Raw genomic sequence first — 24,196 nt, 5'->3', positions numbered from 1 at the left:
TTAAAGAGGTAAACTGATGAAAACCCTTTTCGCTGTAGCCGCTGCGACGATCGCTTTTGCTGCACCTGCTTTCGCCGAGGGCGACGCCGCCAAGGGCGAGAAAGCTTTCAAGAAATGTAAAGCCTGCCACACCATCGTTTCGCCGGAAGGCGAGACCATCTACAAAGGTGGCAAAACCGGCCCGAACCTGTACGGCGTAATCGGCCGCGCGGTTGGCTCGGAAGATTTCAAATACGGCGCAGGCCTGGTTGAAGCTGGCGAAGCCGGCGTTGTCTGGACCGAAGAGCTGGTCGCAGCTTACGTTGCAGACCCCAAAGCTTGGCTGAAAGACAACGGCTATGCGGCAAAATCGAAAATGTCGTTCAAGCTGAAAAAAGGCGGCGCAGACGTTGCGGCCTACCTCGCATCGGTTGCACCGGCACCGGCTGCGGAAGAAGCGGCTTCGGAATAAACCCGATCCCCTTCACAGAATTTGAAACCCCGTGCCGCTGGCGCGGGGTTTTTCTTTAGTCATCACGCCCGTCCAAATGATCCTGCGCCATCAGCGCGGCAATCTCGGCCCCCGGCATCGCATCTTCGGTATAGGAAAACGTGCCAACCTCAAGCACTTCCACCGCCGCCCGCCGGACCGCACCAAAAGCCGCCCGCGCAAACGATCCCCCCACGCTCACCCGCTTGACGCCAACCGCCTGCAACTCCGCCACCGGAAAGAACGGCGGCCGCAGCCCCATCACCACGTTCACCGGTTTGTCCACCTCGGCACAGACCGTCCGGATGGCTTCAAGGCTTGGCAACCCCGGCGCATAAAGCACATCCGCCCCGACCTCGGAAAACGCCTGCAACCGGCGAATCGTATCGCCAAGGTCATCGCGCCCCCACAGGAAATTCTCCGCTCGCGCCGTCAGCAGGATCGGCAGGTCCGCCGAAGCCTCGGCCGCGGCCCGCACACGCTCGACCGCCAGATCGAAATCATAGATCGGGGCATCGGGATCACCCGTCGCATCCTCGATCGACCCGCCCACAAGCCCCACCTCTGCCGCAAGGCGCATGGTCTCGGCACAGGCCTCGGGCGCAGCCCCGAACCCATCTTCAAGATCCGCTGACACCGGCAGGTCCACCGCCTCGACAATCTCGCGCGCATTCTCGAGAATCTCGCGCCGCGACAATCCCGCGAAACTGTCGCGCTTGCCCTTGGCAAAGGCATATCCGGCACTGGTGGTCGCCAGTGCCTCGAAACCAAGCGATGCCAGCACCCTTGCCGACCCCGCATCCCAAGGATTCGGCATCACGAAAGCGCCCTCTCCCTCATGCAATTCCTTGAACGCTGCGAATTTTGCCTTCTGGTCCCGCATGACACCTCCTCGCGATAACTCGCCCCAAAATAGAACAAATTAAGAACATCGCAAGAAAATGCTGCTTTCCCTGCCAATTCGGCCCAGCAACCCCACCAAACCCGCTTTTCTCGCTCGGGACACCTGTTCGTTTTGACCCAAATCAATCTGGGTGCGACACTTTTTTTTGATCTGTGTCAAATACGGTGATTGCGGCTACATCCCTTCACATCTAAAAACGATGATGAACTTGGGACGCGGGGAGACTCGTGCGCCCTCAACCCACCATTCAGGGAGGCAATTGATGGCAGACGCAGCCATTCACGGCCACGACCATGAAGACGAGCGCGGTTTCTTCACGCGCTGGTTCATGTCGACCAACCACAAGGACATCGGTCTTCTGTACCTGATCGTATCGGCACTGGTCGGTCTGATCGCGGTCCTCTTTACCGTTTACATGCGCCTCGAGCTCATGGAGCCCGGCGTTCAGTACATGTGCCTCGAAGGCGCACGTTTCATCGCATCCGACGCAGAATGTACCCCCAACGGGCACCTCTGGAACGTCATGATCACCTATCACGGTGTCCTGATGATGTTCTTCGTCGTGATTCCGGCACTGTTCGGCGGTTTCGGCAACTACTTCATGCCGCTGCAAATCGGTGCTCCGGACATGGCGTTCCCGCGCATGAACAACCTGTCCTTCTGGATGTATGTCACCGGTGTGGCGCTTGGCGTGGCCTCGCTCCTGTCTCCCGGCGGCAACGACCAACTGGGTTCGGGTGTTGGCTGGGTTCTCTACCCGCCGCTGTCGACCTCCGAAGGCGGCTACTCGATGGACCTCGCGATCTTCGCGGTTCACGTTTCGGGTGCATCGTCGATCCTCGGCGCGATCAACATGATCACCACCTTCCTGAACATGCGTGCCCCGGGCATGACCCTGTTCAAGGTTCCGCTGTTCTCGTGGTCGATCTTCGTCACCGCATGGCTCATCCTGCTGTCGCTGCCGGTTCTGGCAGGCGCCATCACCATGCTGCTGACCGACCGTAACTTCGGCACCACCTTCTTCGATCCTGCTGGTGGCGGTGACCCGATCCTGTACCAACACATCCTGTGGTTCTTCGGCCACCCGGAAGTGTACATCGTGATCCTGCCCGGCTTCGGCCTCGTCAGCCACGTGTTCGCCACCTTCGCGCGCAAACCCGTCTTCGGCTACCTGCCGATGGTCTGGGCGATCATCGCGATCGGCGCACTGGGCTTCGTCGTTTGGGCGCACCACATGTACACCGTCGGCATGTCGCTGACCCAGCAGTCCTACTTCATGCTGGCCACCATGGTCATCGCGGTGCCCACCGGTGTTAAGATCTTCTCGTGGATCGCCACCGTCTGGGGCGGCTCGATCGAGTTCAAGGCACCGATGCTGTTTGCATTCGGCTTCCTGATCCTCTTCACCATCGGTGGTGTGACCGGCATCGTCCTGTCGCAAGCGGGTGTCGACCGTGCCTACCACGACACCTACTATGTTGTGGCGCACTTCCACTACACCATGTCGATGGGTGCGGCCTTTACCATCTTTGCCGGTATCTACTTCTACATGGGCAAGATGACCGGCCGTCAGTACCCGGAATTCGCGGCGAAGATTCACTTCTGGATGTTCTTCATCGGCGTGAACGTGACCTTCTTCCCCCAGCACTTCCTGGGTCGTCAGGGCATGCCGCGTCGTTACATCGACTATCCCGAGGCATTCGCCTACTTCAACAAGATCAGCTCCTGGGGCGCGATGCTCTCCTTTGCATCCTTCGTTTTGTTCTTCGGCATCGTGATCTACACGCTCCTGCGTGGTGCCCGCGTCACCGAGAACAACTACTGGAACGAATACGCCGACACCCTCGAGTGGACCCTGCCTTCGCCGCCGCCCGAACACACCTTCGAGCAGCTTCCGAAGCAGGAAGACTGGGACAAGGGCCACGCGCACTAAGCGCCTCGCCTCTGGCAAAATGAACAAGAGGCCCCGGGCACTGCCCCGGGGCCTTTTCTTTTCCGGCAACACTCTAGATGGCGTCCTAGCCGTCAATCATCCGCGCGAACCCAATGCCCTACACCTGGACCGTCGACACCCCCGACACCCACACTGTTCTCACGCTCTGGCCGCACCGCTCCCTGCCCCGCCGCGGCTTTGCGGCGATGGTCATGATGGCCTTCACCCTCGGCACCATCCCGCTCTATGGCCTCTTGGGCTCGGTCGTGCTCTGGGGCATCCTGCCCTTCATCCTGCTAATGGTCGGGGCACTCTGGTACGGGCTGGAACGTTCCTACAGGGATGGCGACATCCTCGAAGAACTGCGTCGCGACGGCGATACCCTCACCCTCACCCACCGCCCGGCCCGCGGTCAGACCCAGTCATGGGACTGCAACATCTACTGGGCCCGCCCCGAAATGCACGTCCACGGCGGCCCCCTGCCCCACTACGTCACCCTCACCGGCAACGGCCGCACCGTCGAGATCGGCAGCTTCCTCTCCGAAGACGAACGCAAGGTGCTTTTCACCGAACTGGATGACTATCTGAAGCAGGCAAAGTGACGTTGCGCGCCATCGCGAGGAAGACACAACCCGCATGAAACGGGCCTATCCCTGACCCGAGACCAAGGCTATCCTGACCTCCAACCCCAACGAACAGGAGCGCCACGATGCCCGTTTCCATGCAGGTGATCTATCCGATCACGGAAGACAGCCATTTCGACTATGACTATTACACCTCGACCCACATGGCGCTGGTGGCAGAGCACTTCGGTCCGCACATGCAGTCGGCGCAAGCCACCAAGGGTCTGGCCGGTGGCCCCAAGACCCCGCCCGCCTTCCACGCCATCGCAACCATCGTCTTTGCCGATCAGGACGCGATGAAGGCCGCGATGGCCAATGCCGGTCCGGTGGTCGGGGACATCCCGAACTTTACCAATTCGAAACCGCATACCCTGATCGGCGAGGTCATCGCCTAAAGGCGGGTCTACAAAAAATGCGGCGATGCGAAATCCGCACCGCCGCGATACCGTCGCAATACCGACGTGATACCGATAGGGAAAATCAGGCCATTCCGCCGCGCACCAGCCCGTCGGCAATCCGCGCATAAGCCTCGGCCATCGGCCCGTCTCCGGCGGCAATCGGCCTACCGCCATCACCCGCAAGACGGGTGTCCAGATCAATCGGCAAGGCCCCCAACAGCGGAACCCCCAGCTTCTCGGCCTCACTCGCCACGCCTCCATGACCAAACAGATGCGCCTCGTGGCCACAGCTTGGGCAGACATAGGTCGACATGTTCTCGATCAGCCCCAGCACAGGGGTCTTGAGGTTGTCGAACATGTTCAAGGCCTTGCGGGCATCCAACAACGCCACGTCCTGCGGGGTCGACACCACGATAGCACCGCTGATTTCGGTCTTCTGGCACAGCGTCAACTGCACATCCCCCGTGCCCGGCGGCAGATCGACCAACAGAACATCCAACTCGCCCCACTGCACCTGGCCCAGCATCTGCTGAAGGGCTCCCATCAGCATCGGCCCGCGCCAGACCACTGCCTGATCCTCTTCCAGCATGAAGCCGATCGACATGATCGTTACCCCGTGGGATTTCAGCGGAATGATCGTCTTGCCATCCGGCGAGGCAGGCCGTTTGTTGACCCCCATCATGCGCGGCTGCGACGGCCCGTAGATGTCGGCATCCAGCAACCCGACGCGCCGCCCCTGCTTGGCCAGCGCCACCGCAAGGTTGCTCGACACGGTCGATTTGCCCACGCCGCCCTTGCCGGACCCGATGGCGATGATGCTTTTGACACCGGCGACCTTCATCGGCCCCTGCTGGGGTTTCGGGTGGCCACCGATCTTGAGACTCGGCGGTTCCTTCTGCGGCGCAGGTGCCGGCCCGTGCGCCGTCAGAGCAACAGACACCGACGACACCCCGTCCAGCGCCCCGACAATCTCTTCCGCCGCCTTGCGCAGCGGCTCCATCTGGCGCGCGATATCGGGATTCGGCGCCTCGATCACAAAGCGAACCGACTCGCCGTCAACCGTAACTGCACGCACCATATCGCGCGAAACAAGGTCGCCTCCATCAGGCAAGGCAAGACGCCCGAGCGCCTCCAAAACAGCCCCTTCTGAAACCGCCATTTCTTTCTCCTTTTGCGACCATCCCATGCGCTTAAAAAGCTTCATCTGGAAGTCCTCTTTTCAACTTTCGCAACCATTTTCAGATACTTGCATAAAAAACAACCACCCACACCTGACCTTGCGTCGCCTATTCCCCTGCTGCATAGCAGCATTGCATAGCTATCCATTGTGCAGCTGCAGCATAGTCCTATATCTCTTTCAACACGAACAACGCAGCAGCGAACGCTGTCAGGATTTGAAGGAAACGTAATGGCTCTGGCCTCTGAATACAGCCCCGCAAAGCATGGTTTTGCCGAACGCGTCGCGACTTTTGTCACCGACCTTTTCGCGCACATCCAGAAAGCCCGGGCATTCAACAAGGCATACCGTGAGCTTGCCGCTCTTCCTGACGCCCAGCTCAAGGATATGGGCCTGCACCGTTCGATGATCCGCCGGATGGCATATCAGGCGGTCTACGAAGGTTAACGAATTCGGAAAGCTTCTCCTCCCTCTGCTTTCCGATTCATGCGGCGACACCTCTCCTCCTCCCTGGTGTCGCCGCCAAAATTCCGGGTCTGAACGACCCAACCGAGATCAAGGCGCTTCTCCTCCTCCCTAGCGTCTTGTGACTAAGCGGCGGCACCCCTCCTCCTCCCTGGGTGTCGCCGCAACAGAATACCGGGCCGCAAGGTCCACGAGATCAAGATGCCTCCTCCTCCCTTTGGCATCTTGTAACTAAGCGGCAGCACCTCTCCTCCTCCCTGGTGCTGCCGCTCAAAAATACGGGCCCAAGGGTCCAGACTACCAAGGTGCTTTCTCCTCCTCCCTAAGCATCTTGTTGACAAGAACGGCGGCGCCTTCCTCCTCCCTGGCGTCGCCGTTTTTCTTTGCCCGGATGCCAAACGAAAAACGCGCCCTCCGAAGGGGACGCGCCTTGGTTCTGTCTCGTGTCTCTGCCCTAGAACGGAATGTCGTCCGCCGCTGTCACATAGCTGGCCACGACATTCTTGATGCCTGCCTTGTCAAACGCCACCTCAAGCTTGTCGCCTTCGATGTGCTCAACGGTGCCATAGCCGAATTTCTGGTGGAACACGCGATCCCCCAGCGTGAAACTCGACACCGCCGACAGGTCAATCACCGTGGTGCGGCTTTCCTTGGGTTGCGACAGCCCACGCTGCCCCGCCCGCGCCTGCATTCGCTTCCAGCCGGGAGAGTTATAGGTGTTCGCACTGGCCACCCGCTGATCAAAGCTCGTCGCGCTTGGTGCTGCTGCCGCGCCATAGCCCCCACCATAAAGCCCCGGAGGTGTCAGCACCTCGACATGGTCTTCGGGCAGTTCATCGATAAAGCGCGAGGGCATCTGGCTCTGCCATTGGCCATAGACCCGACGGTTGCCGGCAAAGGAAATCGTGCACAGCTCCTCGGCGCGGGTGATCCCCACGTAGGCCAGCCGCCGTTCTTCCTCGAGGCCCTTGAGACCGCTTTCATCCATGCTGCGTTGCGAGGGGAACAGCCCGTCTTCCCAGCCCGGCAGGAACACTGCCGGGAACTCAAGCCCCTTGGCGGCGTGCAGGGTCATGATGGTGACCTTGGCTTCCCCGTCTTCGCTTTCGTTGTCCATGATCAGGCTGACGTGCTCGAGAAATCCTTGCAGGTTGTCGAAATTCTCCAGCGCCTTGACCAGTTCCTTGAGGTTCTCCAACCGCCCCGGCGCTTCCGGCGTCTTGTCGTTCTGCCACATCGTCGTATAGCCGGATTCGTCGAGAATGATCTCGGCCAACTCGATATGGCTCACCTCGCTTTGCCCAAGCGGCAGGGCCTGCGGCATCGGCGCGGAATCGTCGTCCAGCACGTCATCGTCATCCGGCATCGGGATCTCGGGCACCGCCAGCATCGCGTGCCAGCGCGCAAGACTGTCGACAAGGATCTGAAGTTCCTTCGCCCCCTTGCCGCCAATCCCCTTCTCGGCCAGCAGGATACGCGCGCCTTCCACCAACGGCACGCCATTTTCGCGCGCACAGGTCTGGATTTTCTGCTGTGCCACGTTGCCAAGGCCCCGCTTGGGCGTGTTCACGATACGCTCGAACGCCAGATCATCCTCGGGCGACACCACTAGCCGGAAATAGGCCATTGCATCGCGAATCTCGAGCCGCTCATAGAAGCGCGGACCACCGATCACCTTGTACGGCAGGCCAATCGTCAGGAACCGATCCTCAAACGCCCGCATCTGGTGCGAGGCCCGCACGAGAATCGCCATGTCATCCAGCGACAGGGGCGTCATGCCCCGCGTGCCCGACTGCATCGCCTCGATCTCTTCCCCGATCCAGCGCGCTTCTTCCTCGCCGTCCCAATGGCCAATCAGACGTACCTTCTCGCCGTCATCACGATCAGTCCAAAGCGTCTTGCCCAGCCGCCCCTCGTTGCCCTTGATCACATTCGACGCAGCCGCAAGGATATGCGGTGTCGAGCGATAGTTCTGTTCCAGTCGCACAACATGTGCGCCGGGGAAATCCTTTTCAAAGCGCAGAATGTTACCCACCTCGGCCCCGCGCCAGCCATAGATCGACTGGTCATCATCGCCGACACAACAGATGTTCTTATGCCCCCCCGCCAACAGGCGCAGCCACAGGTACTGAGCAACGTTGGTATCCTGATACTCGTCCACGAGAATGTAGCGGAACCAGCGTTGGTATTGTTCCAGAACGTCTGAATGATGCTGGAAAATCTGTACTGTATGCAGCAGGAGATCGCCAAAATCGCAGGCGTTCAGTTCCAGCAAACGCCGCTGATATTGGGCATACAGTTCGATTCCTCGATTGTTGAACGCATTTGCTTCGCGCGTCGGCACCTGTTCAGGAGACCAAGCGTTGTTTTTCCAACTGTCGATTGTATTTGCCAGCAATCTGGGAGGCCAACGCTTTGGGTCAATGCCCGCGGCTTCGATAAGCTGTTTCAGCAATCGAAGCTGGTCATCCGTATCCAGAATCGTGAAGTTGCTTTTCAGATGAAGATCATCGTCATAAGTGTCCCTGGCGGCGGCAGCGCCATCAAAATTGGCCTCGCGATAGCCAATATCCCTTTGAACAACATTCTCCACTGGTTGTCCAAACTCTGTGCCAGACACTTGCGGAGGAATAGGTGCGGCTCGCTCAATCGAGACAAGCTCGGCATGGCGGCGCAGCAGTTTCACACAGATCGCGTGGAACGTACCCAGCCACGGCATCCCTTCGATGTTGCCGCCCAGCATGCCGCCCACGCGGTTTTTCATCTCGCGGGCGGCCTTGTTGGTGAAAGTCACGGCCAGAATCTCGTTGGGCCGCGCCCGCCCTGTGTTCAACAGATGCACGATCCGCGCCGTCAGCGCCTTGGTCTTGCCTGTCCCCGCACCGGCCAGCATCAGCACAGGACCATCCAACTGCTCCACGGCCTCACGTTGCGCCGGGTTCAGCTCGTCCAAGTAAGGCATCGGTCGCGCCGCCATCGCACGCGCGGACAGGGAAGCGCCTTCAAAGGCGTCGAATTCGTCGAAACTGCTCATGGCGACACTCTACTCCCTGCGGGATTTGTTGAAAAGTTCTCATTATGTTCCCTTTTCGCATTTTCCCATCTTTCCGAATACTCCCGCTAGACAAATCCCGCCGTCTTGCCAACAAAGATCATATGGATCTGCACGCCAAATATCCCGCCCTCAGCGATCTGCGCCAAAAGGCACGCAAACGCCTGCCCACCTTTGTCTGGGAATTCCTCGACAGCGCCACGGGGGACGAACGCGCCAAGGCCCGCAATCGCACGGCTCTGGATGCAATCCTGTTCAACCCGTCCATCCTGCACGGCGAGATCACACCCGATCTCACGACCCGCTTTCTGGCTGAAACATATGCCCTGCCCATCGGCATCGCCCCCGTGGGCATGTCGGGCCTGATGTGGCCCGGTGCCGAGTTTCTCCTCGCCCAATCCGCCGCCCGCCTTGGCATTCCCTACACATTATCCACTGTCGCGGCCCAGACCCCCGAGGAGGTTGCCCCGCATATCGGCCCGCACGCGTGGTTCCAGCTCTACCCGCCCCGCGACATCGACATCCGCAAGGATATGCTGGCCCGCGCCAAACGTGCCGGTTTTTCGACGCTAGTGCTCACCGTCGATCTCCCCGCAGCCAGCCGCCGCGAAAGGCAAGTCCGTTCAGGCCTGACAACACCACCCCGCCTGACACCGCGCCTGATGTGGCAAGTGGCGCAACGCCCGGCCTGGGCTTTGGCCACGCTCCGGCACGGCATGCCCCGCATGCGCCTGATCGACGAATACGCCGGCAACCTGACCGGTCTCGGGTCCACGGCTCACGCAGGCTATCAACTGCGTGCCGCGCCCGATTGGGACTATTACAAATGGGTGCGTGATCACTGGGAGGGTCCGCTCATTATCAAGGGCGTGATGCGCGCCGAAGATGCAGCTCGTCTGGAAACCGAAGGTGCCGACGCCATCTGGGTGTCAAACCATGCGGGCCGGCAGTTCGACGCCGCCCCGGCCAGCATCTCGGCCCTGCCCGCCATCCGGGCCGCCACCTCGTTGCCCTTGGTCATCGACAGCGGCTTTGAAACCGGCCTCGACATCCTGCGCGCCAAGGCCTTTGGCGCCGATCTGGTCATACTGGGGCGCGGATTTCACTATGCCCTTGCCGCCCTTGGACAAGCGGGCCCCGACCACCTTATCGACATCCTGCACAAAGACCTCGAGGCCAACATGGGACAGATGGGCCTCAAGACCCCGTCAGATGCCCGCAACGCGCTGGTTGATCACTGAGCGATCAAATCCTGAGGCAGCGCCTCAACCGCCTCTGCCCCGCTTACAACCGGAAGACCCGAGGGTATCCAGCCTTTGCCGCGTGGCCCGCCGGCCATCCCCTCGGCCACATCCAGCACGCCCTTGATGCCATTCTTGGCCAGAACGCCCCTGAGGTAGTTCGAACGGTTCCCCGTCCGACAGATGATGGCGATCTTGCGGTTCGGGTTGCGCTCAAGCACGGCAAGAAGTTTCGGCCCGAAACCCCGCGCGGTCATGTCCAGCGGCCAGGCGCCTTTCGCGACCCCGGTCTGCTGCCATTCTTCCGGCCTGCGAATGTCGATCAGGATCAACTCGCCCCGCGCCATCCCGTCCATCGCGGCTTGTGCCGTCAAGTGGCCGGCGTCAGCGCGGCCAAAAGTCGGAACAAGGGCAAGCCCCCCAACGGCCATTAGGAAAGATCGGCGATTCTGCATGATTCACATTCCAATTTCAAAATACAAAACAGCAGTGCCAGACATGCTTTCCCAACTCAACAGTGAAAAAACCATCGAAGATTCTTTCACCTTTGCCCCCTCATGTCGCAACTGCAGAAAGAATTGCCGTTGAGATGAGCAAAAACGGGAACAAATCCTTTCATAAAAGTTACAAAAATACGCAGTCCTTGGTATTGCGCGGAATTTTCTCGCGCCCTACCCAAGGGCACTTGTTTTGGACAGAGCAAAGAAGGGGAAGCCTGCCCATGCCTGATTTTCAGAAAATCCTGATCGCCAACCGTGGTGAGATTGCGATCCGCGTCATGCGTGCTGCCAACGAAATGGGCAAACGCACGGTCGCGGTGTTTGCGGAAGAGGACAAGCTGTCCTTGCACCGCTTCAAGGCCGACGAAGCCTATCGCATCGGTGAAGGAATGGGTCCGGTCGCGGCCTATCTCAGCATCGACGAAATCATCCGCGTCGCCAAGGAATGTGGCGCCGACGCGATCCACCCGGGCTATGGCCTGCTGTCCGAGAACCCGGACTTCGTGGACGCCTGCGCCGCCAACGGCATCACCTTCATCGGTCCCAAGGCCGAAACCATGCGCGCGCTTGGCGACAAGGCCTCGGCCCGCAAGGTCGCGATTGCCGCTGGTGTTCCGGTGATCCCCGCCACCGAGGTTCTGGGCGACGACATGGATGCGATCCGCGCAGAGGCCGCCGAAATCGGCTACCCGCTGATGCTCAAGGCGTCCTGGGGTGGCGGTGGTCGCGGCATGCGCCCGATCTTTTCCGAAGACGAGGTTGAGGAAAAGGTGCTCGAAGGTCGCCGCGAGGCCGAAGCCGCTTTCGGCAACGGAGAAGGCTATCTCGAAAAGATGATCACCCGCGCCCGCCACGTCGAGGTTCAGATCCTTGGCGACAAGATGGGCAACATCTACCACCTTTACGAGCGTGACTGCTCGGTCCAGCGCCGCAACCAGAAAGTTGTCGAACGCGCCCCGGCCCCGTACCTGTCCGAAGCACAGCGCGAAGAGCTTTGTGAACTGGGCCGCAAGATCTGCGCCCACGTGAACTATGAGTGCGCCGGCACCGTCGAATTCCTGATGGATATGGAAAGCGGCAAGTTCTACTTCATCGAGGTGAACCCGCGCGTTCAGGTGGAACACACCGTGACCGAAGAAGTCACCGGCATCGACATCGTGCAGGCCCAGATCCTGATCGCCGAAGGCAAATCCATTGCCGAAGCCACCGGCAAGGCCTCGCAGTACGACATCCGCCTGAACGGCCACGCGCTGCAGACCCGGATCACCACCGAGGACCCGCAGAACAACTTCATCCCCGACTATGGCCGCATCACCGCCTACCGCTCGGCCACCGGCATGGGCATCCGCCTGGATGGCGGCACCGCCTATGCGGGCGGCGTGATCACCCGCTACTATGACTCGCTGCTGACCAAGGTAACCGCCTGGGCCCCCACCCCGGAAAAGGCCATCGCCCGCATGGACCGCGCCCTGCGCGAATTCCGTATCCGCGGCGTGAGCACCAACATCGCCTTTGTCGAGAACCTCCTCAAGCACAAGACGTTCCTAACGAACCAGTACACCACCAAGTTCATCGACGAGACGCCGGACCTGTTCCAGTTTGCCAAGCGCAAGGACCGGGGCACCAAGGTTCTGACGTACATCGCCGACATCACGGTGAACGGTCACCCGGAAACCACCGATCGACCGGCCCCGGCTGCGGATCTCAAGGCCCCGATCCCGCCCGCGAAACGCGCGGAACCGGCCTACGGCAGCCGCAACCTTCTGGAAGACAAGGGCGCGCAGGCCGTTGCCGACTGGATGAAAGACCAACAGCGCCTGCTGCTGACCGACACCACCATGCGTGACGGCCACCAGTCGCTTCTGGCAACCCGGATGCGTTCGATCGACATGATCAAGGCGGCCCCGGCCTATGCCTCCAACATCCCCGAGCTGTTCTCGGTGGAATGCTGGGGCGGCGCGACCTTCGACGTGGCCTACCGCTTCCTTCAGGAATGCCCCTGGCAGCGTCTGCGCGACCTGCGCGAGCGGATGCCAAACCTCCTGACCCAGATGCTGCTGCGCGCCTCCAACGGCGTCGGCTACACCAACTATCCCGACAACGTGGTGCAGGAATTCGTGCGCCAGGCGGCGGAAACCGGTGTTGATGTCTTCCGCGTCTTCGACTCGCTGAACTGGGTCGAAAACATGCGCGTTGCCATGGATGCCGTGGTCGAGTCGGGCAAGATCTGTGAAGGCACCGTCTGCTACACCGGTGACATCCTGAACCCCGACCGCGCCAAGTACGACCTCAACTACTATGTCGGCATGGCCAAGGAACTTGAAGCCGCAGGCGCACACGTCCTCGGCCTGAAAGACATGGCTGGCCTGCTGAAACCGGCCTCGGCACGGGTTCTGATCAAGGCCCTCAAGGAAGAGGTCGGCCTACCGATCCACTTCCACACCCACGACACTTCGGGCATTGCCGGGGCAACCATCCTTGCGGCGGCAGATGCCGGCGTGGATGCGGTCGACGCGGCCATGGACGCCTTCTCGGGCGGCACCAGCCAGGCCTGCCTCGGCTCGATCGTCGAAGCCCTGCGCCACACCGATCGTGACACCGGCCTCGACATCGAAGCGATCCGCGAAATCTCGGACTACTGGGAAGGCGTGCGCGCACAGTACACCGCCTTTGAATCCGGCCTCGCGGCACCGGCCTCCGAAGTCTACCTGCACGAAATGCCGGGTGGTCAGTTCACCAACCTCAAGGCACAGGCCCGCAGCCTCGGCCTCGAGGAAAAGTGGCCGCAGGTGGCCCAGTCCTACGCGGACGTCAACCAGATGTTCGGCGACATCGTCAAGGTGACCCCCTCCTCCAAGGTGGTTGGCGACATGGCGCTGATGATGGTCAGCCAGGGCCTCACCCGCGAGGAAGTGGAAGATCCCAAACACGACGTGGCCTTCCCCGACTCGGTCATCGACATGATGCGCGGCAACCTCGGCCAGCCTCCGGGCGGCTTCCCCGAAGGCATCATCAAGAAGGTTCTGAAGGACGAAGCACCCAACACCGAACGCCCCGGCGCCCACCTCGAACCGGTGGACCTCGAAGCAACCCGTAAGGAGCTGTCGAAGGAACTCGAAGGTTTCAAGGTCGATAACGAGGATCTCAACGGCTACCTGATGTATCCCAAGGTCTTCCTGGATTACATGGGCCGCCACCGCGCCTATGGCCCGGTCCGCACCCTGCCGACCAAGACCTTCTTCTATGGCATGGAGCCGGGCGAAGAGATCAACGCCGAGATCGATCCGGGCAAGACGCTGGAAATCCGCCTTCAGGCCATCGGCGAGACCGACGAGAACGGCGAAGTGAAGGTGTTCTTCGAACTGAACGGTCAGCCCCGCGTGATCCGCGTGCCGAACCGTCTGGTGAAATCCTCGACCGCCGCGCGGCCCAAGGCCGAAGTCGGCAACGCCAACCACATCGGTGCGCCGATGCCGGGCGTCGTGGCCTCGGTCGCGGTCTCGGCTGGCCAGGACGTCAAGGAAGGCGACCTGCTGCTGACCATCGAGGCGATGAAGATGGAAACCGGCATCCACGCTGAACGGGACGCCACCATCAAGGCGGTCCACACCAGCGCCGGATCGCAGATCGACGCAAAAGACCTCCTCGTCGAGTTCGAGTAAGACAAAACAAAGCCCCGCCACTCCGGCGGGGCTTTTTTCTGGGCCTCACATCGCCTGAAACTACCGCCAGATGTCGAAATGCTCGCGCAGATAGCGTTCGGCAAACAGGTTGGCCGAGTCCCTGTCATGCCCGTCAATCACCGAGGTGGTCAGCGCATCCGCGATGTAATGCTGATGCGAGTTCGGCGCGCGGCGATAGGGTATCACCCATGTCGGATGCCCGTTCTTCACCGCATTCCCGGACAGCCAGAAGTCATCGACCGACCACAGAACCGGCGGAATATCAAAGACGCCTTCGTCAAAGAAATGCGGACGCACCATGACGCCACCAAACCCCTGAAACATGTCGAGATAGCCGCCGGTCAGATACTGCCTGCGGCCAAGGAACCGCTCCGGCCAGCCAAGCCACCGCTTGCCAAAGGCATCGATGCCCCGATGCACCCAATGCTCGGGATCGGTGATCTTCCACATCAGCTTGGGGCGGGGAAAGGCGGCATCCGTACGATCTTCCAGCGCAATGTCTTCGATATCCTCGCCACATAGCGCGATACAGGCCTCGGGCTGGCGGGCCCTCTGGCGCAGGAACCACGAGGCCCAGTGGCGCGGATAGCGCATGTCGTCGTCACAAAACAGGATATCGACATCCTGCCCCTCAAAGCGTTGCAATGTCGGCAAAAGCTTGGTCGCCGGGCCGAAATCCTCGTTGCAGCGAAAGATCGTCACGCCCTCCGGCACCTCTGGCAGAACACCGTCCCAGTCGGGGAACCGGCGATAGCTGTGCGGAATGTTCACCTGCACCTCAAGCGGAGGCACCGATTGGCGCACCAGAAGCTCGAGCGTGGCGCTCAGCCGGTCAAAGCGTGACGGAATGGATGACAGCGAAATCACATAGGGCCGTTGCCCGGTGTTCACCATCCCTGCAGTCCCCGCATCCGCCGTCATTCACACGCTCCCCGCCATCCTAGCGCCAGAGACCATAGGTCTCCTGGAAGTAGCGCACCACCTCGAGGTTGGAATCATCCCGGTCCCGCCCGTCGAAATCGTTGCGATGCAGCGCCGTTTCATCAAGATGCGCCGGTTTCGACCTTGGCATCAGCACCGGCTCCGAGAACCCGCCCAGAATCCACGGCGGATGCCCCGCGCGCGTGGCATGACCAGACAGCCAGACATCATCCACAGGCCGCGCAAAATCGGGCAGGTCGAACACCTCCGGCGGGAAAAAGCGGGGCCGCACCAGCACCCCCATGAAGCCCTCGAACCCATCGGCATAGCCCGACCGCATGACGTGCCGACGCAGCGGCTCACAAAACACACCCGTGCGCCGCGCCCGCCAGTTGGCAAGGCCCAGCTGGAGACGATGCAGCACGTTGGTCACTTTCCAGAGTCGCAGCACACGCGGTCGCGCATCCCACGTCCTGCGGGTCTCCCCTTCTGGGGGGGCATAGTCATCCATCGGGCTGATACCGATACAGTCTTCGGGCCGCCGCTTGCGTTCGTTCAGCATCCGTTCGGCAAGGTAGGGCGCATAGATCTGGTCATCATCGCAGAACAGGATGTCCACATCCTCATCGGCGAAATCACGCAGCGCCGGCAAAACCTTCGTCGCTGGCCCCCAATGCTCAGCCACGCGGCGAATTTCCACCCCGTCGGGAACCACGGGCAGGGTGCCATCCCAGTCAGGGAACCGCAGGTAACTGTCGTTGATGTAAAGAATGATCCGTTCTGCCGGAACGGTCTGCGTCAGAAGGCTGTCCAGCGTCTCCGACAGGACGTCGAATCGTGGCGGGATCGACGAGAGCGTAATGATGTACCTGCTCAAATCCCGTTCCTTCCAAGGCTGCTCTTGCCCTCTCCCCTAGCATATCCAGACGATGCGTCAAAGCGTGGGAAGCCTTGGAAAACCAACCGGAAATCAGCCGACCCGCACAACCACCACCGCATCAAGATCAGCAACGATCTCCTGCATGTGACGCTCGGCCGCTAGCCCCGCCATGATCGCCAGAACCAAAAGCCCCATCCGCAGGTTTTGACTCACACACATCTTTTCTCTCCCACGCCGTTGACCGGCAATTTCCCCGCGTCGTGGCCACGGGGATCGGCAAAGCCCAATAACCAAAGGCCCTTCGACAACCACCCGACGACGCATCCTGTTGAACATCTGCCAGGTGATACGCACCGCCCGCTAAATCCCGTCGCCCGTTTCGAAATTTTTTTCGCCTGACCGCATTTTTCCTCTTGCGGCTCCGGCCCAGACTTTATATCTCACGCCTCACTCAAGGAGGCGGGCGTAGCTCAGGGGTAGAGCATAACCTTGCCAAGGTTAGGGTCGGGCGTTCGAATCGCCTCGCCCGCTCCATTGAGTAAAAAAGTTGTCTTTTGGCATGCGGGCGTAGCTCAGGGGTAGAGCATAACCTTGCCAAGGTTAGGGTCGGGCGTTCGAATCGCCTCGCCCGCTCCAAAAGAAACCGAAAAAGGCGCTGGATTTTCCAGCGCCTTTTCGTTTTTCAGGGCATCGTTTCAAGACCGCGATTTATTGGGCCAGCTGTCGCGCCAGCGCATTCTGCCGTTCAATCACGCGCGGCAGGTCAACCGTGGTCACATGCCCGTCCCGCACCACCTGTCGCCCCTCGACAAACAGATCCCGCACCCTGCTTGGCCCCGCAAGCAACAGCGCCGCCGAATCCCAGCTGCCGGCACTCTCCACCCCCGTGACATCCCAAAGCGCCAGATCAGCCCGCTTGCCCACGGCCACCTGGCCACAGTCATCACGCCCCAGAACCTCGGCCCCGCCGCGTGTGGCAATCTCCAGCGCCTCGCGCGCGCTCATCGCATCCGCACCCTGGCTGACCCGTTGCAACAGCATCGCCTGCCGCGCCTCAAGCACCATGTTGCTGGTGTCATTGCTGGCCGACCCGTCCACGCCAAGGCCCACAGTCACCCCCGCATCCCGCATCTGGCGTACCGGCGCGATACCGCTGCCAAGGCGACAGTTGGAACAGGGGCAATGCGCCACCCCGGTGCCGCTTCGCGCGAAAAGATCAATCTCCTGCATGTCCAGCTTCACGCAATGGGCATGCCACACGTCATCTCCGGTCCAGCCAAGGTCTTCGGCGTATTGCCCCGGCCGACAGCCGAATTTCTCCAGTGAATAGGCAATGTCCTCGTCGTTTTCGGCAAGGTGGGTGTGCAGCATCACCCCCTTGTCCCGCGCAAGGATCGCCGCATCCCGCATCAGCCCCCGACTGACCGAGAAGGGCGAACAGGGCGCAAGACCAACGCGACACATCGATCCCTCGCTGGCATCATGGAACCCATCCACCACGCGCACCATGTCGTTCAGGATGTCTTCCTCCCGCTCGACAAGCGAATCCGGCGGCAGACCGCCATCGCTCTCCCCGATGCTCATCGCGCCACGGGTTGGATGGAAGCGCATCCCGATCTCGCGCGCCGCATGGATCGTATCCTCCAGCCGCGCACCGTTGGGATACAGGTAAAGGTGGTCCGACGTCAGCGTACAGCCCGACAGCATCAGCTCGGCCATTCCCACCTGCGCCGAGACAAACATCTCGTCAGGACCAAACCGGCTCCAGATCGGGTAGAGCGTTTTCAACCAGCCAAACAGCAACGCATCCTGCCCGCCCGGCACGGCCCGCGTCAGGGTCTGGTAAAGATGGTGGTGCGTGTTCACCAAACCCGGCGTCACAACACAGCCCGAGGCCTCGACCACCTCGCCCTCGCTTGCCAGCCCAACACCGATTTCGACGATCACCCCGTTACGCAACCGCACATCCGCCCCGCGCAATTCACGGCGCGCGTCATCCATCGTCAGAACGTGGTCGGCATTTCGGATCAGAATTTCGGGCATAAGACGTCCTTTCACACTTCCTGTGGCCCGCTTCGGTAAGGTGAAGTGTGAAACGCGCCGACAGAAGACGGGCAAAGGACTCGACGCCGGAACAGGTTAGACCGGCGCCGCGCGCAACTCAATATTCTTTGAGGATTTTCAAGGCTTCCGCATGGATTTCCGGGTTCGCCGCCGCAAGGGCGCGTCCGCCCTCATGCGCAGGGCCACCCTGCCAGTCCGTGACGATCCCGCCCGCCGCTTCGACAACGGCCACTGGTGCCTGAATATCGTAGGATTGCAGCCCCGCCTCAATCACCAGGTCGATCTGACCCAGCGCCAAGAGCGCATATCCGTAACAGTCCATACCATAGCGCGTCAGCTTCGCCTGCTCCGAAACCGCCTTGAACCCGGCCGCTTCCGCAGGCGTGCCGACCTCGGGGAAGGTGGTGAAGACAATCGCATCGCCAAGCCGGCTGTCCTTGCGCACGGCAAGGTCGCTCTTTCCGTAAGGCCCATCCACATAGGCCTCGCCGAAACCGCCGACAAACCGTTCCTTGATATAGGGTTGTTCGATGATCCCGAAAACCGGCCCGTTCGCATCCGACACGGCAATCAGCACGCCCCATGTCGGCGTACCGCTGATGAACCCACGCGTGCCATCGATCGGGTCCAGAACCCAGGTCAGACCGCTGGTCCCCCCACTCTGGCCGAACTCTTCACCAAGAATTCCGTCATTGGGCCGCATCTCGGCCAACACCGCGCGCATGGCCAATTCGCCCGCGCGATCCCCTTCGGTCACCGGATCAAATCCCCCTTCCAGCTTGTTGTCCGCCGAAAGGCCCGATTGCCGAAAGTAAGGCATGATCGCAGATCGGGCGGCATCCGCCATCGCGTGTGCCGCCCGTACAATATCTCTTTGAGTGTCTTGATCCACCTGAGCCATCCCTTTGCCGCTTTGCATCCCCGCTATCGCAGCAAAGGCCTAAACTCAAGCGACGTCAGATAAGACCCGCGCCAGCTCGAACAGTCGGCGGCGTTGGTTTTCCGGGATCGCATAGTACGAACGGACCAGATCAAGAGCTTCCTTGTCGCCCATGATGTCCGCAGGCACTTTTGCCGATGCCGCTTCGTTCGCGCCCTCGTCGCCTTCGATGCCCTCGAAGAAGAAGCTGACAGGAACATCCAGTGCGTCAGCGATGTCCCAAAGACGGGATGCACTCACGCGGTTCGCACCGGTTTCGTATTTCTGAATTTGCTGGAATTTGATTCCAACCTGGTTTGCAAGCTGCTGCTGCGTCATTCCGGTGAGCCATCGGCGCTGCCGAATCCGCTTACCTACATGCACGTCCACTGGGTGGGCCATCACACGACTCCTTAATTACCTTCCCGGCTCCCCGCCGAATTTAACCCCGTCAGGACATTAATCTGACCTATTCCGGGTACCTTTATGCGTCGCTATGCATCCCTACAGCGATATGGGCAATGTAACAGTTTTTCCTCACGGATCAAGAATTTTGACACAAGTGTGCCGCTAGCGAAGTTGTGAACAATACAATCATAGCGCGTTTTCCGCACGCAACGGAACAAACGTAAAGTGCGTGATTGCAATTGTTTTTTGACGGCGCGTCATATCCCATTAAAAAGCCAGTCACCCAGCCAGGAGAAAATCAATGCGCGCGTATCAGGTCGCCTCTTTCGAAACCAAGCCCGAAATCGTCGATTTACCACTCCCAATACCCCAAAAAGGCGAGATTCGCGTTAAAATTGGTGCATGCGGGCTAAATTTCGCCGATCTGCTGATGCAGAAGGGCACCTATCAGGATACCCCCCCTCTGCCCTTTGTTGGCGGTCTCGAAGTGGCGGGTGTCGTTGATGCCCTCGGGCCGGACACCGAAGGGCCTGCGGTTGGCACACGCATAGCGGTATTCGGGGGAAAAGGCGGCCTGGCCGAGTATGGCTGCTTTGATGTGAAACGATGTGTCGCGATTCCGGAAACGATGTCATTTACCGACGCAGCTGCCTTTCTGGTCGCATATGGAACGAGTCACGTCGCGCTTGATTATCGGGCCCGCATGCAGCCCGGCGAAACCCTTTTGGTGCTTGGCGCGGCCGGGGGGGTCGGCCTCACTGCCGTCGAGATCGGCAAGGTCATGGGCGCCAAGGTGATCGCCTGCGCACGTGGCGCTGATAAGCTTCAAATTGCCAAGCAGGCGGGCGCGGATCACCTGATCGACGCCACCACGGAAGATATCCGCGAGGTTGTAAAATCCCTCGGCGGCGCTGACGTTGTCTATGATCCGGTTGGCGGAGATCAGTTCAAAGCGGCCTTCCGGGCCTGCAACCCCGACGCGCGCCTGCTGCCCATCGGTTTCGCCAGCGGCGACGTGCCGCAAATCCCGGCCAACCACCTGCTGGTCAAGAACCTGACCGTGATCGGCCTCTACTGGGGGGCCTATCTTGCTCACAACCCCAAGGTCATCACCGACAGCCTGTCCACGCTCTTTGACTGGTACGCCCAAGGCAAGATCAAACCACACGTCAGCAACATCCTGCCCCTCGAGCAGACAAACGACGCGATGGACCTGCTGCGCACGCGCAAGTCCACCGGCAAAGTCGTGGTGACGATGGATTAACGTCCGACGGCGGACATCCGCTTCGGCGTGACCAGTTCCAGGTTGCCCCGCATCGGATGGAACCCCGCTCTCAGCAGATCGGCAAGATAGGCGATCACGTCCCCCTTGCCGGCCTGCGCCCCGTACATGTTGATGTTCTGGCATCCGAGATCAGGCAAGGCGCCGCCATGCTCGATCACTTCCAAAAAGGGTGGCTCGGTTCCCTTGATCATCGCACACACGCCAAGGTCAGCACTGACCGTTGCCTCCACTGTGCGTTCGGATGTGGTCTCGACCGCCATCTCCCATTCGATTCCCGCTTCGTCCAAGGCCCGGATAGACGGCGTACGGAACAGACAGTTCTCGCCCGTTGCGAACCGGAACGGACGCCGCCGCCAGGTGGCCCCGCCCGGCGCACCGATCCAGGCCATTGGCAGGGTGCACAGCAACTCTGCCCCGGCCCCGGTTTCCGCTTCGGTCGTGAGGATAAGATCGCATTCGCCCTTTTCGAACTGACCACGCAAGGCCCGCGTATAAGACGAAATCAAATGCACCTTGATCCGCGGATAGGCTGCCGCGAACTGCTGCATCGCGCGCGGGATCACCGGATAAACGATGTCATGCGGCACACCAAGCGTAATGGATCCCTCGAATTCATCATGAGTCAGGCGGCGGATCACCTCATCATTCAGCGACACCATGCGCCGCGCATAGCCCAACAGCTGCTCACCCGCCGGCGTCAACGCGATCCCGCGCCCCGACCGGTCAAGCAATGACACGCCAATCAATTCCTCCAGCCTTTTCAACTGCATGGAAACCGCTGACTGGGTCAAGTGAAGAAACCCTGCAGCCTTGGTCACACCGCCCAGATCGGCGACCGCAACGAAACTACGCAACGTGGTGACATCGAGATTCCGCATTTCATCAACATCCTTGATGTATCATCTCACAAACATTCGTTTTCAAAATAACCACACATTGCCATATACATCAAGCAACTTGATGAAAAACTGAAAATTCATCGCAAGCAGAGAAAGGACAAGACGATGACCCTCATTGCAACCCTCGGTCGCCAAGTCGGCCTCTCCTCGCCGAAAGCCCCGACCTTCGGCCAGCTCGCGGAACTGCGCCGTCAGCGCAAAGCCCTGGCCCGCCTCGACGATGCCGCCCTGCGCGACCTCGGCCTGACCCGCCAGGAAGCCATCACCGAAGCCCGCCGCAAGATCTGGGACGTGCCCAGCACCTGGCTGCGCTAAAAGGTATGGAAAATTCGCGTCTTTTGGGGCGGATTTTCTTGAAAACGGCGGCAAGCTCACCGATATTCCCCCCAAAGGCCATCGCCACGGTGCGGTGGCCAAAAGGTTCAATATCGGAGGCTTGAATGGCTGAATTTGACACAATCCGCGGCGTTGCAGGTGCACGCGCTGCCGAGATTGACGCCGGGCTGCGCGCCCACATGAACAAGGTCTACGGCACCATGTCCGTAGGTACGTTCATCACCTTCCTGGCTGCATGGGCAATTTCCGGCCTGGCCGTCACCACGGATCCGGCCAATGCCGCGGCCCAGATCAGCGCAACCAAATACCTGACCAGCTTCGGCGCCGCGATCTATGCCTCGCCGCTGAAATGGGTCATCATGTTTGCACCGCTACTCTTCGTTTTCGGCTTCAGCGCGGGCATCAACCGCATGTCGGCCGCTGCCGCACAGCTGGTGTTCTACATCTTCGCAACCGTCATGGGCCTGTCGATCAGCTCGATCTTCCTGGTCTTCACCGGTGACTCGATTGTTCAGGTCTTCCTGATCACCTCGATCGCATTCGCGGGTCTGTCGCTTTACGGCTACACCACCAAGCGTGATCTCGGCCCGATCGGTGCCTTCCTGATCATGGGTCTGATCGGCCTGATCGTTGCCTCGATCGTCAACATCTTCCTGGCGTCCTCGGCAATGGCATTCGCCATCTCGGTGATCGGTGTTCTCGTCTTCGCAGGCCTCACCGCCTACGACACCCAGAACATCAAGAACACCTACCTGGCTCACGCCCACCACGGCGACACCGAATGGCTGGGCAAGGCGGCGATCATGGGTGCGCTGAACCTGTACCTGGACTTCATCAACCTGTTCATGATGCTGCTCTCGCTGCTGGGCAACCGCGAATAAAAATCGCGAACAGCTGAAAATCCCGATCCCGCCGCGGCCCTGCCCCGGCGGGATTTTTTGTGTCCCCCTTCACCTTGCAGCCCCGCCCCGTCACACCTAACTGCCATTCATGAAACGCTTTTCCCTGCTCGACCTCGTCCCGATCCCCGAAGGCGGCACCGCCGCCGACGCGCTGACCAACACCCTGAACCTCGCCCGCGCGGCCGAGGCTGCGGGCTATCACCGCTACTGGCTGGCCGAGCATCACAACATGCCCGGTATCGCCAGCTCCGCCACCGCCATCATGATCGGACAGGTCGCCGCCGCCACCAACACCATGCGCATCGGCGCGGGCGGAATCATGCTGCCCAACCACGCACCCCTCGTTGTGGCCGAACAGTTCGGCACCCTTGCCACCCTCTTCCCCGACCGCATCGACCTTGGCCTCGGGCGCGCCCCCGGCACCGACATGGCCACCGCCCGCGCCCTGCGCCGCCACATGGCCCCGGAAGACGGGTTTCCGCAGGACGTTCAGGAACTCATGGGCTATATGACCGACACCAACGAGACCTCCCGCGTCCGTGCCATTCCCGGCCAGGGCACCAACGTGCCGATCTGGCTGCTCGGCTCAAGCCTTTATGGCGCACAACTCGCGGCCATGCTGGGCCTGCCCTATGCCTTTGCCTCGCATTTCGCGCCCGCCATGCTGGAAGAGGCCCTGCACGTCTACCGCACCACCTTCCGCCCGTCCGACACCCTGAAAGAGCCCTACGCCATCGTGGCCGCCGGCGTTTGCATTGCCGACACCGATGAAGAGGCCGCCTTCCTGCGGTCCTCCCAGATGCTCGCCTTTGCCCGCTTGCGCACCGGCAAGCCCGGCAAGCTCCCCCTGCCCGTCGACACCATCGCCGATCACATCCCCGGCCCGGTGCTCGCGCAGGTTCAGCACGCCCTGTCGGTGTCGGCCACCGGTAGCCCCGGCACCGCCCACGCGCGTCTGAAACAGATCATCGACAGCTACCAACCTGATGAACTGATGGTCACCGGCATGATCCACGCCCCCGCCGCCCGCATAAAATCCTTTGAAATGGCTGCGGAAATTCTCTTCGACCTGCAAGAATCGGCCTAATTCCCGTCTTCGTCGACAAAGAGACTTCAAAACCGCGCGGCCTTGGTGTC

At 60.7% G+C, this 24,196-nt stretch carries 22 protein-coding genes and 2 tRNA genes; 13 read left to right on the top strand and 11 right to left on the bottom strand.

Translation table 11 applies throughout. The features are described from left to right. The first annotated feature begins 16 nt into the window (after positions 1-16). On the top strand, positions 17-451 hold the full coding sequence (locus NNA36_RS04555) for a cytochrome c family protein (protein WP_255104619.1): 435 nt from the start codon (positions 17-19) through the stop codon (positions 449-451). A gap of 55 nt (positions 452-506) precedes the next feature. Here NNA36_RS04555 and NNA36_RS04550 read toward each other — a convergent pair whose 3' ends face one another. Beyond that, positions 507-1,352, bottom strand: a complete 846-nt coding sequence (locus NNA36_RS04550) for an oxaloacetate decarboxylase (protein WP_255104618.1) — start codon at positions 1,350-1,352, stop codon at positions 507-509. Between the two features lie 283 nt (positions 1,353-1,635). On the opposite strand from NNA36_RS04550, the gene NNA36_RS04545 reads away from it, so the two are divergent. The 3 genes from NNA36_RS04545 (at position 1,636) to NNA36_RS04535 (ending at position 4,324) form a co-directional block, all read left to right on the top strand. Further along, positions 1,636-3,306 (top strand): cytochrome c oxidase subunit 1, encoded by a 1,671-nt coding sequence (locus tag NNA36_RS04545; protein WP_255104617.1) that lies wholly within the window; start codon positions 1,636-1,638, stop codon positions 3,304-3,306. A 113-nt stretch (positions 3,307-3,419) separates the two neighbouring features. Continuing rightward, positions 3,420-3,908: a DUF2244 domain-containing protein gene (locus NNA36_RS04540; protein ID WP_255104616.1), complete on the top strand. Its 489-nt coding sequence runs from the start codon at positions 3,420-3,422 to the stop codon at positions 3,906-3,908. Between the two features lie 107 nt (positions 3,909-4,015). Next, complete coding sequence (locus NNA36_RS04535; protein ID WP_255104614.1) at positions 4,016-4,324, top strand: EthD family reductase; 309 nt, start codon at positions 4,016-4,018, stop codon at positions 4,322-4,324. An 85-nt stretch (positions 4,325-4,409) separates the two neighbouring features. On the opposite strand, the gene NNA36_RS04530 is transcribed toward NNA36_RS04535, so the two are convergent. Continuing rightward, positions 4,410-5,486 (bottom strand): Mrp/NBP35 family ATP-binding protein, encoded by a 1,077-nt coding sequence (locus tag NNA36_RS04530; RefSeq protein ID WP_255104612.1) that lies wholly within the window; start codon positions 5,484-5,486, stop codon positions 4,410-4,412. A 249-nt stretch (positions 5,487-5,735) separates the two neighbouring features. On the opposite strand from NNA36_RS04530, the gene NNA36_RS04525 reads away from it, so the two are divergent. Then, a complete protein-coding gene (locus NNA36_RS04525; protein ID WP_255104610.1) occupies positions 5,736-5,951 on the top strand; it encodes a DUF1127 domain-containing protein in 216 nt (71 codons plus the stop codon). A gap of 472 nt (positions 5,952-6,423) precedes the next feature. Here the strand turns inward: NNA36_RS04525 and NNA36_RS04520 are convergent, their stop codons facing one another. After that, on the bottom strand, positions 6,424-9,003 hold the full coding sequence (locus NNA36_RS04520; RefSeq protein ID WP_255104608.1) for an ATP-dependent helicase: 2,580 nt from the start codon (positions 9,001-9,003) through the stop codon (positions 6,424-6,426). Positions 9,004-9,125: 122 nt separating this feature from the next. Between NNA36_RS04520 and NNA36_RS04515 the strand changes: the two genes are divergently transcribed. Beyond that, on the top strand, positions 9,126-10,262 hold the full coding sequence (locus tag NNA36_RS04515) for an alpha-hydroxy acid oxidase (protein ID WP_255104606.1): 1,137 nt from the start codon (positions 9,126-9,128) through the stop codon (positions 10,260-10,262). Here NNA36_RS04515 and NNA36_RS04510 read toward each other — a convergent pair. Continuing rightward, entirely contained in the window at positions 10,256-10,717 is a 462-nt protein-coding gene (locus NNA36_RS04510; RefSeq protein ID WP_255104604.1) for a rhodanese-like domain-containing protein, read from the bottom strand. The two genes, NNA36_RS04515 and NNA36_RS04510, sit on opposite strands and share 7 nt — an antisense overlap. 266 nt (positions 10,718-10,983) lie before the next feature. On the opposite strand from NNA36_RS04510, the gene NNA36_RS04505 reads away from it, so the two are divergent. Continuing rightward, a complete protein-coding gene (locus tag NNA36_RS04505) occupies positions 10,984-14,424 on the top strand; it encodes a pyruvate carboxylase (RefSeq protein ID WP_255104603.1) in 3,441 nt (1,146 codons plus the stop codon). A gap of 60 nt (positions 14,425-14,484) precedes the next feature. On the opposite strand, the gene NNA36_RS04500 is transcribed toward NNA36_RS04505, so the two are convergent. The 3 genes from NNA36_RS04500 to NNA36_RS04490 form a co-directional block, all read right to left on the bottom strand. Next, positions 14,485-15,366 carry a glycosyltransferase family 2 protein gene (locus NNA36_RS04500; protein ID WP_255104601.1) on the bottom strand — a complete coding sequence of 294 codons (882 nt, stop codon included), beginning with the start codon at positions 15,364-15,366 and terminating at the stop codon, positions 14,485-14,487. Positions 15,367-15,385: 19 nt separating this feature from the next. Next, the gene (locus tag NNA36_RS04495; protein WP_255104599.1) at positions 15,386-16,243 is read right to left on the bottom strand and encodes a glycosyltransferase family A protein; all 858 of its coding nucleotides are present in this window, start codon (positions 16,241-16,243) and stop codon (positions 15,386-15,388) included. A gap of 93 nt (positions 16,244-16,336) precedes the next feature. Beyond that, positions 16,337-16,465 (bottom strand): hypothetical protein, encoded by a 129-nt coding sequence (locus NNA36_RS04490; RefSeq protein ID WP_255104596.1) that lies wholly within the window; start codon positions 16,463-16,465, stop codon positions 16,337-16,339. A gap of 240 nt (positions 16,466-16,705) precedes the next feature. Between NNA36_RS04490 and NNA36_RS04485 the strand changes: the two genes are divergently transcribed. Then, positions 16,706-16,780 (top strand) — tRNA-Gly (locus NNA36_RS04485). Positions 16,781-16,807: 27 nt separating this feature from the next. Next, a tRNA-Gly gene (locus NNA36_RS04480) sits at positions 16,808-16,882 on the top strand. A gap of 72 nt (positions 16,883-16,954) precedes the next feature. Here the strand turns inward: NNA36_RS04480 and NNA36_RS04475 are convergent. From NNA36_RS04475 to NNA36_RS04465, 3 genes are all read right to left on the bottom strand, one after another. Then, the gene (locus NNA36_RS04475) at positions 16,955-18,289 is read right to left on the bottom strand and encodes an 8-oxoguanine deaminase (RefSeq protein ID WP_255104594.1); all 1,335 of its coding nucleotides are present in this window, start codon (positions 18,287-18,289) and stop codon (positions 16,955-16,957) included. A 118-nt stretch (positions 18,290-18,407) separates the two neighbouring features. Then, positions 18,408-19,202 carry a histidinol-phosphatase gene (gene hisN, locus NNA36_RS04470; protein ID WP_255104592.1) on the bottom strand — a complete coding sequence of 265 codons (795 nt, stop codon included), beginning with the start codon at positions 19,200-19,202 and terminating at the stop codon, positions 18,408-18,410. 54 nt (positions 19,203-19,256) lie between these two features. Next, entirely contained in the window at positions 19,257-19,631 is a 375-nt protein-coding gene (locus NNA36_RS04465) for a helix-turn-helix domain-containing protein (RefSeq protein WP_255104590.1), read from the bottom strand. Positions 19,632-19,938: 307 nt separating this feature from the next. On the opposite strand from NNA36_RS04465, the gene NNA36_RS04460 reads away from it, so the two are divergent. After that, a complete protein-coding gene (locus NNA36_RS04460) occupies positions 19,939-20,901 on the top strand; it encodes an NADPH:quinone oxidoreductase family protein (RefSeq protein WP_255104588.1) in 963 nt (320 codons plus the stop codon). Here NNA36_RS04460 and NNA36_RS04455 read toward each other — a convergent pair. Continuing rightward, a complete protein-coding gene (locus tag NNA36_RS04455; protein ID WP_255104586.1) occupies positions 20,898-21,800 on the bottom strand; it encodes a LysR family transcriptional regulator in 903 nt (300 codons plus the stop codon). The genes NNA36_RS04460 and NNA36_RS04455 overlap by 4 nt on opposite strands. Positions 21,801-21,926: 126 nt before the next feature. Between NNA36_RS04455 and NNA36_RS04450 the strand changes: the two genes are divergently transcribed. From NNA36_RS04450 to NNA36_RS04440, 3 genes are all read left to right on the top strand, one after another. Further along, positions 21,927-22,136 (top strand): DUF1127 domain-containing protein, encoded by a 210-nt coding sequence (locus NNA36_RS04450; RefSeq protein ID WP_255104585.1) that lies wholly within the window; start codon positions 21,927-21,929, stop codon positions 22,134-22,136. Between the two features lie 125 nt (positions 22,137-22,261). Next, positions 22,262-23,038, top strand: coding sequence for a Bax inhibitor-1/YccA family protein (locus tag NNA36_RS04445; protein ID WP_255104583.1), 777 nt, complete (start codon positions 22,262-22,264; stop codon positions 23,036-23,038). A 109-nt stretch (positions 23,039-23,147) separates the two neighbouring features. After that, positions 23,148-24,146, top strand: coding sequence for an LLM class flavin-dependent oxidoreductase (locus tag NNA36_RS04440; RefSeq protein ID WP_255104581.1), 999 nt, complete (start codon positions 23,148-23,150; stop codon positions 24,144-24,146). Positions 24,147-24,196: the final 50 nt, after the last annotated feature.

The organism is Shimia sp. CNT1-13L.2, from assembly GCF_024331145.1.
Classification (GTDB): Bacteria; Pseudomonadota; Alphaproteobacteria; order Rhodobacterales; family Rhodobacteraceae; genus Shimia.
Note: the sequence above shows the minus strand (reverse complement) of the source record. Positions and strands in the feature narration are given on the sequence as shown.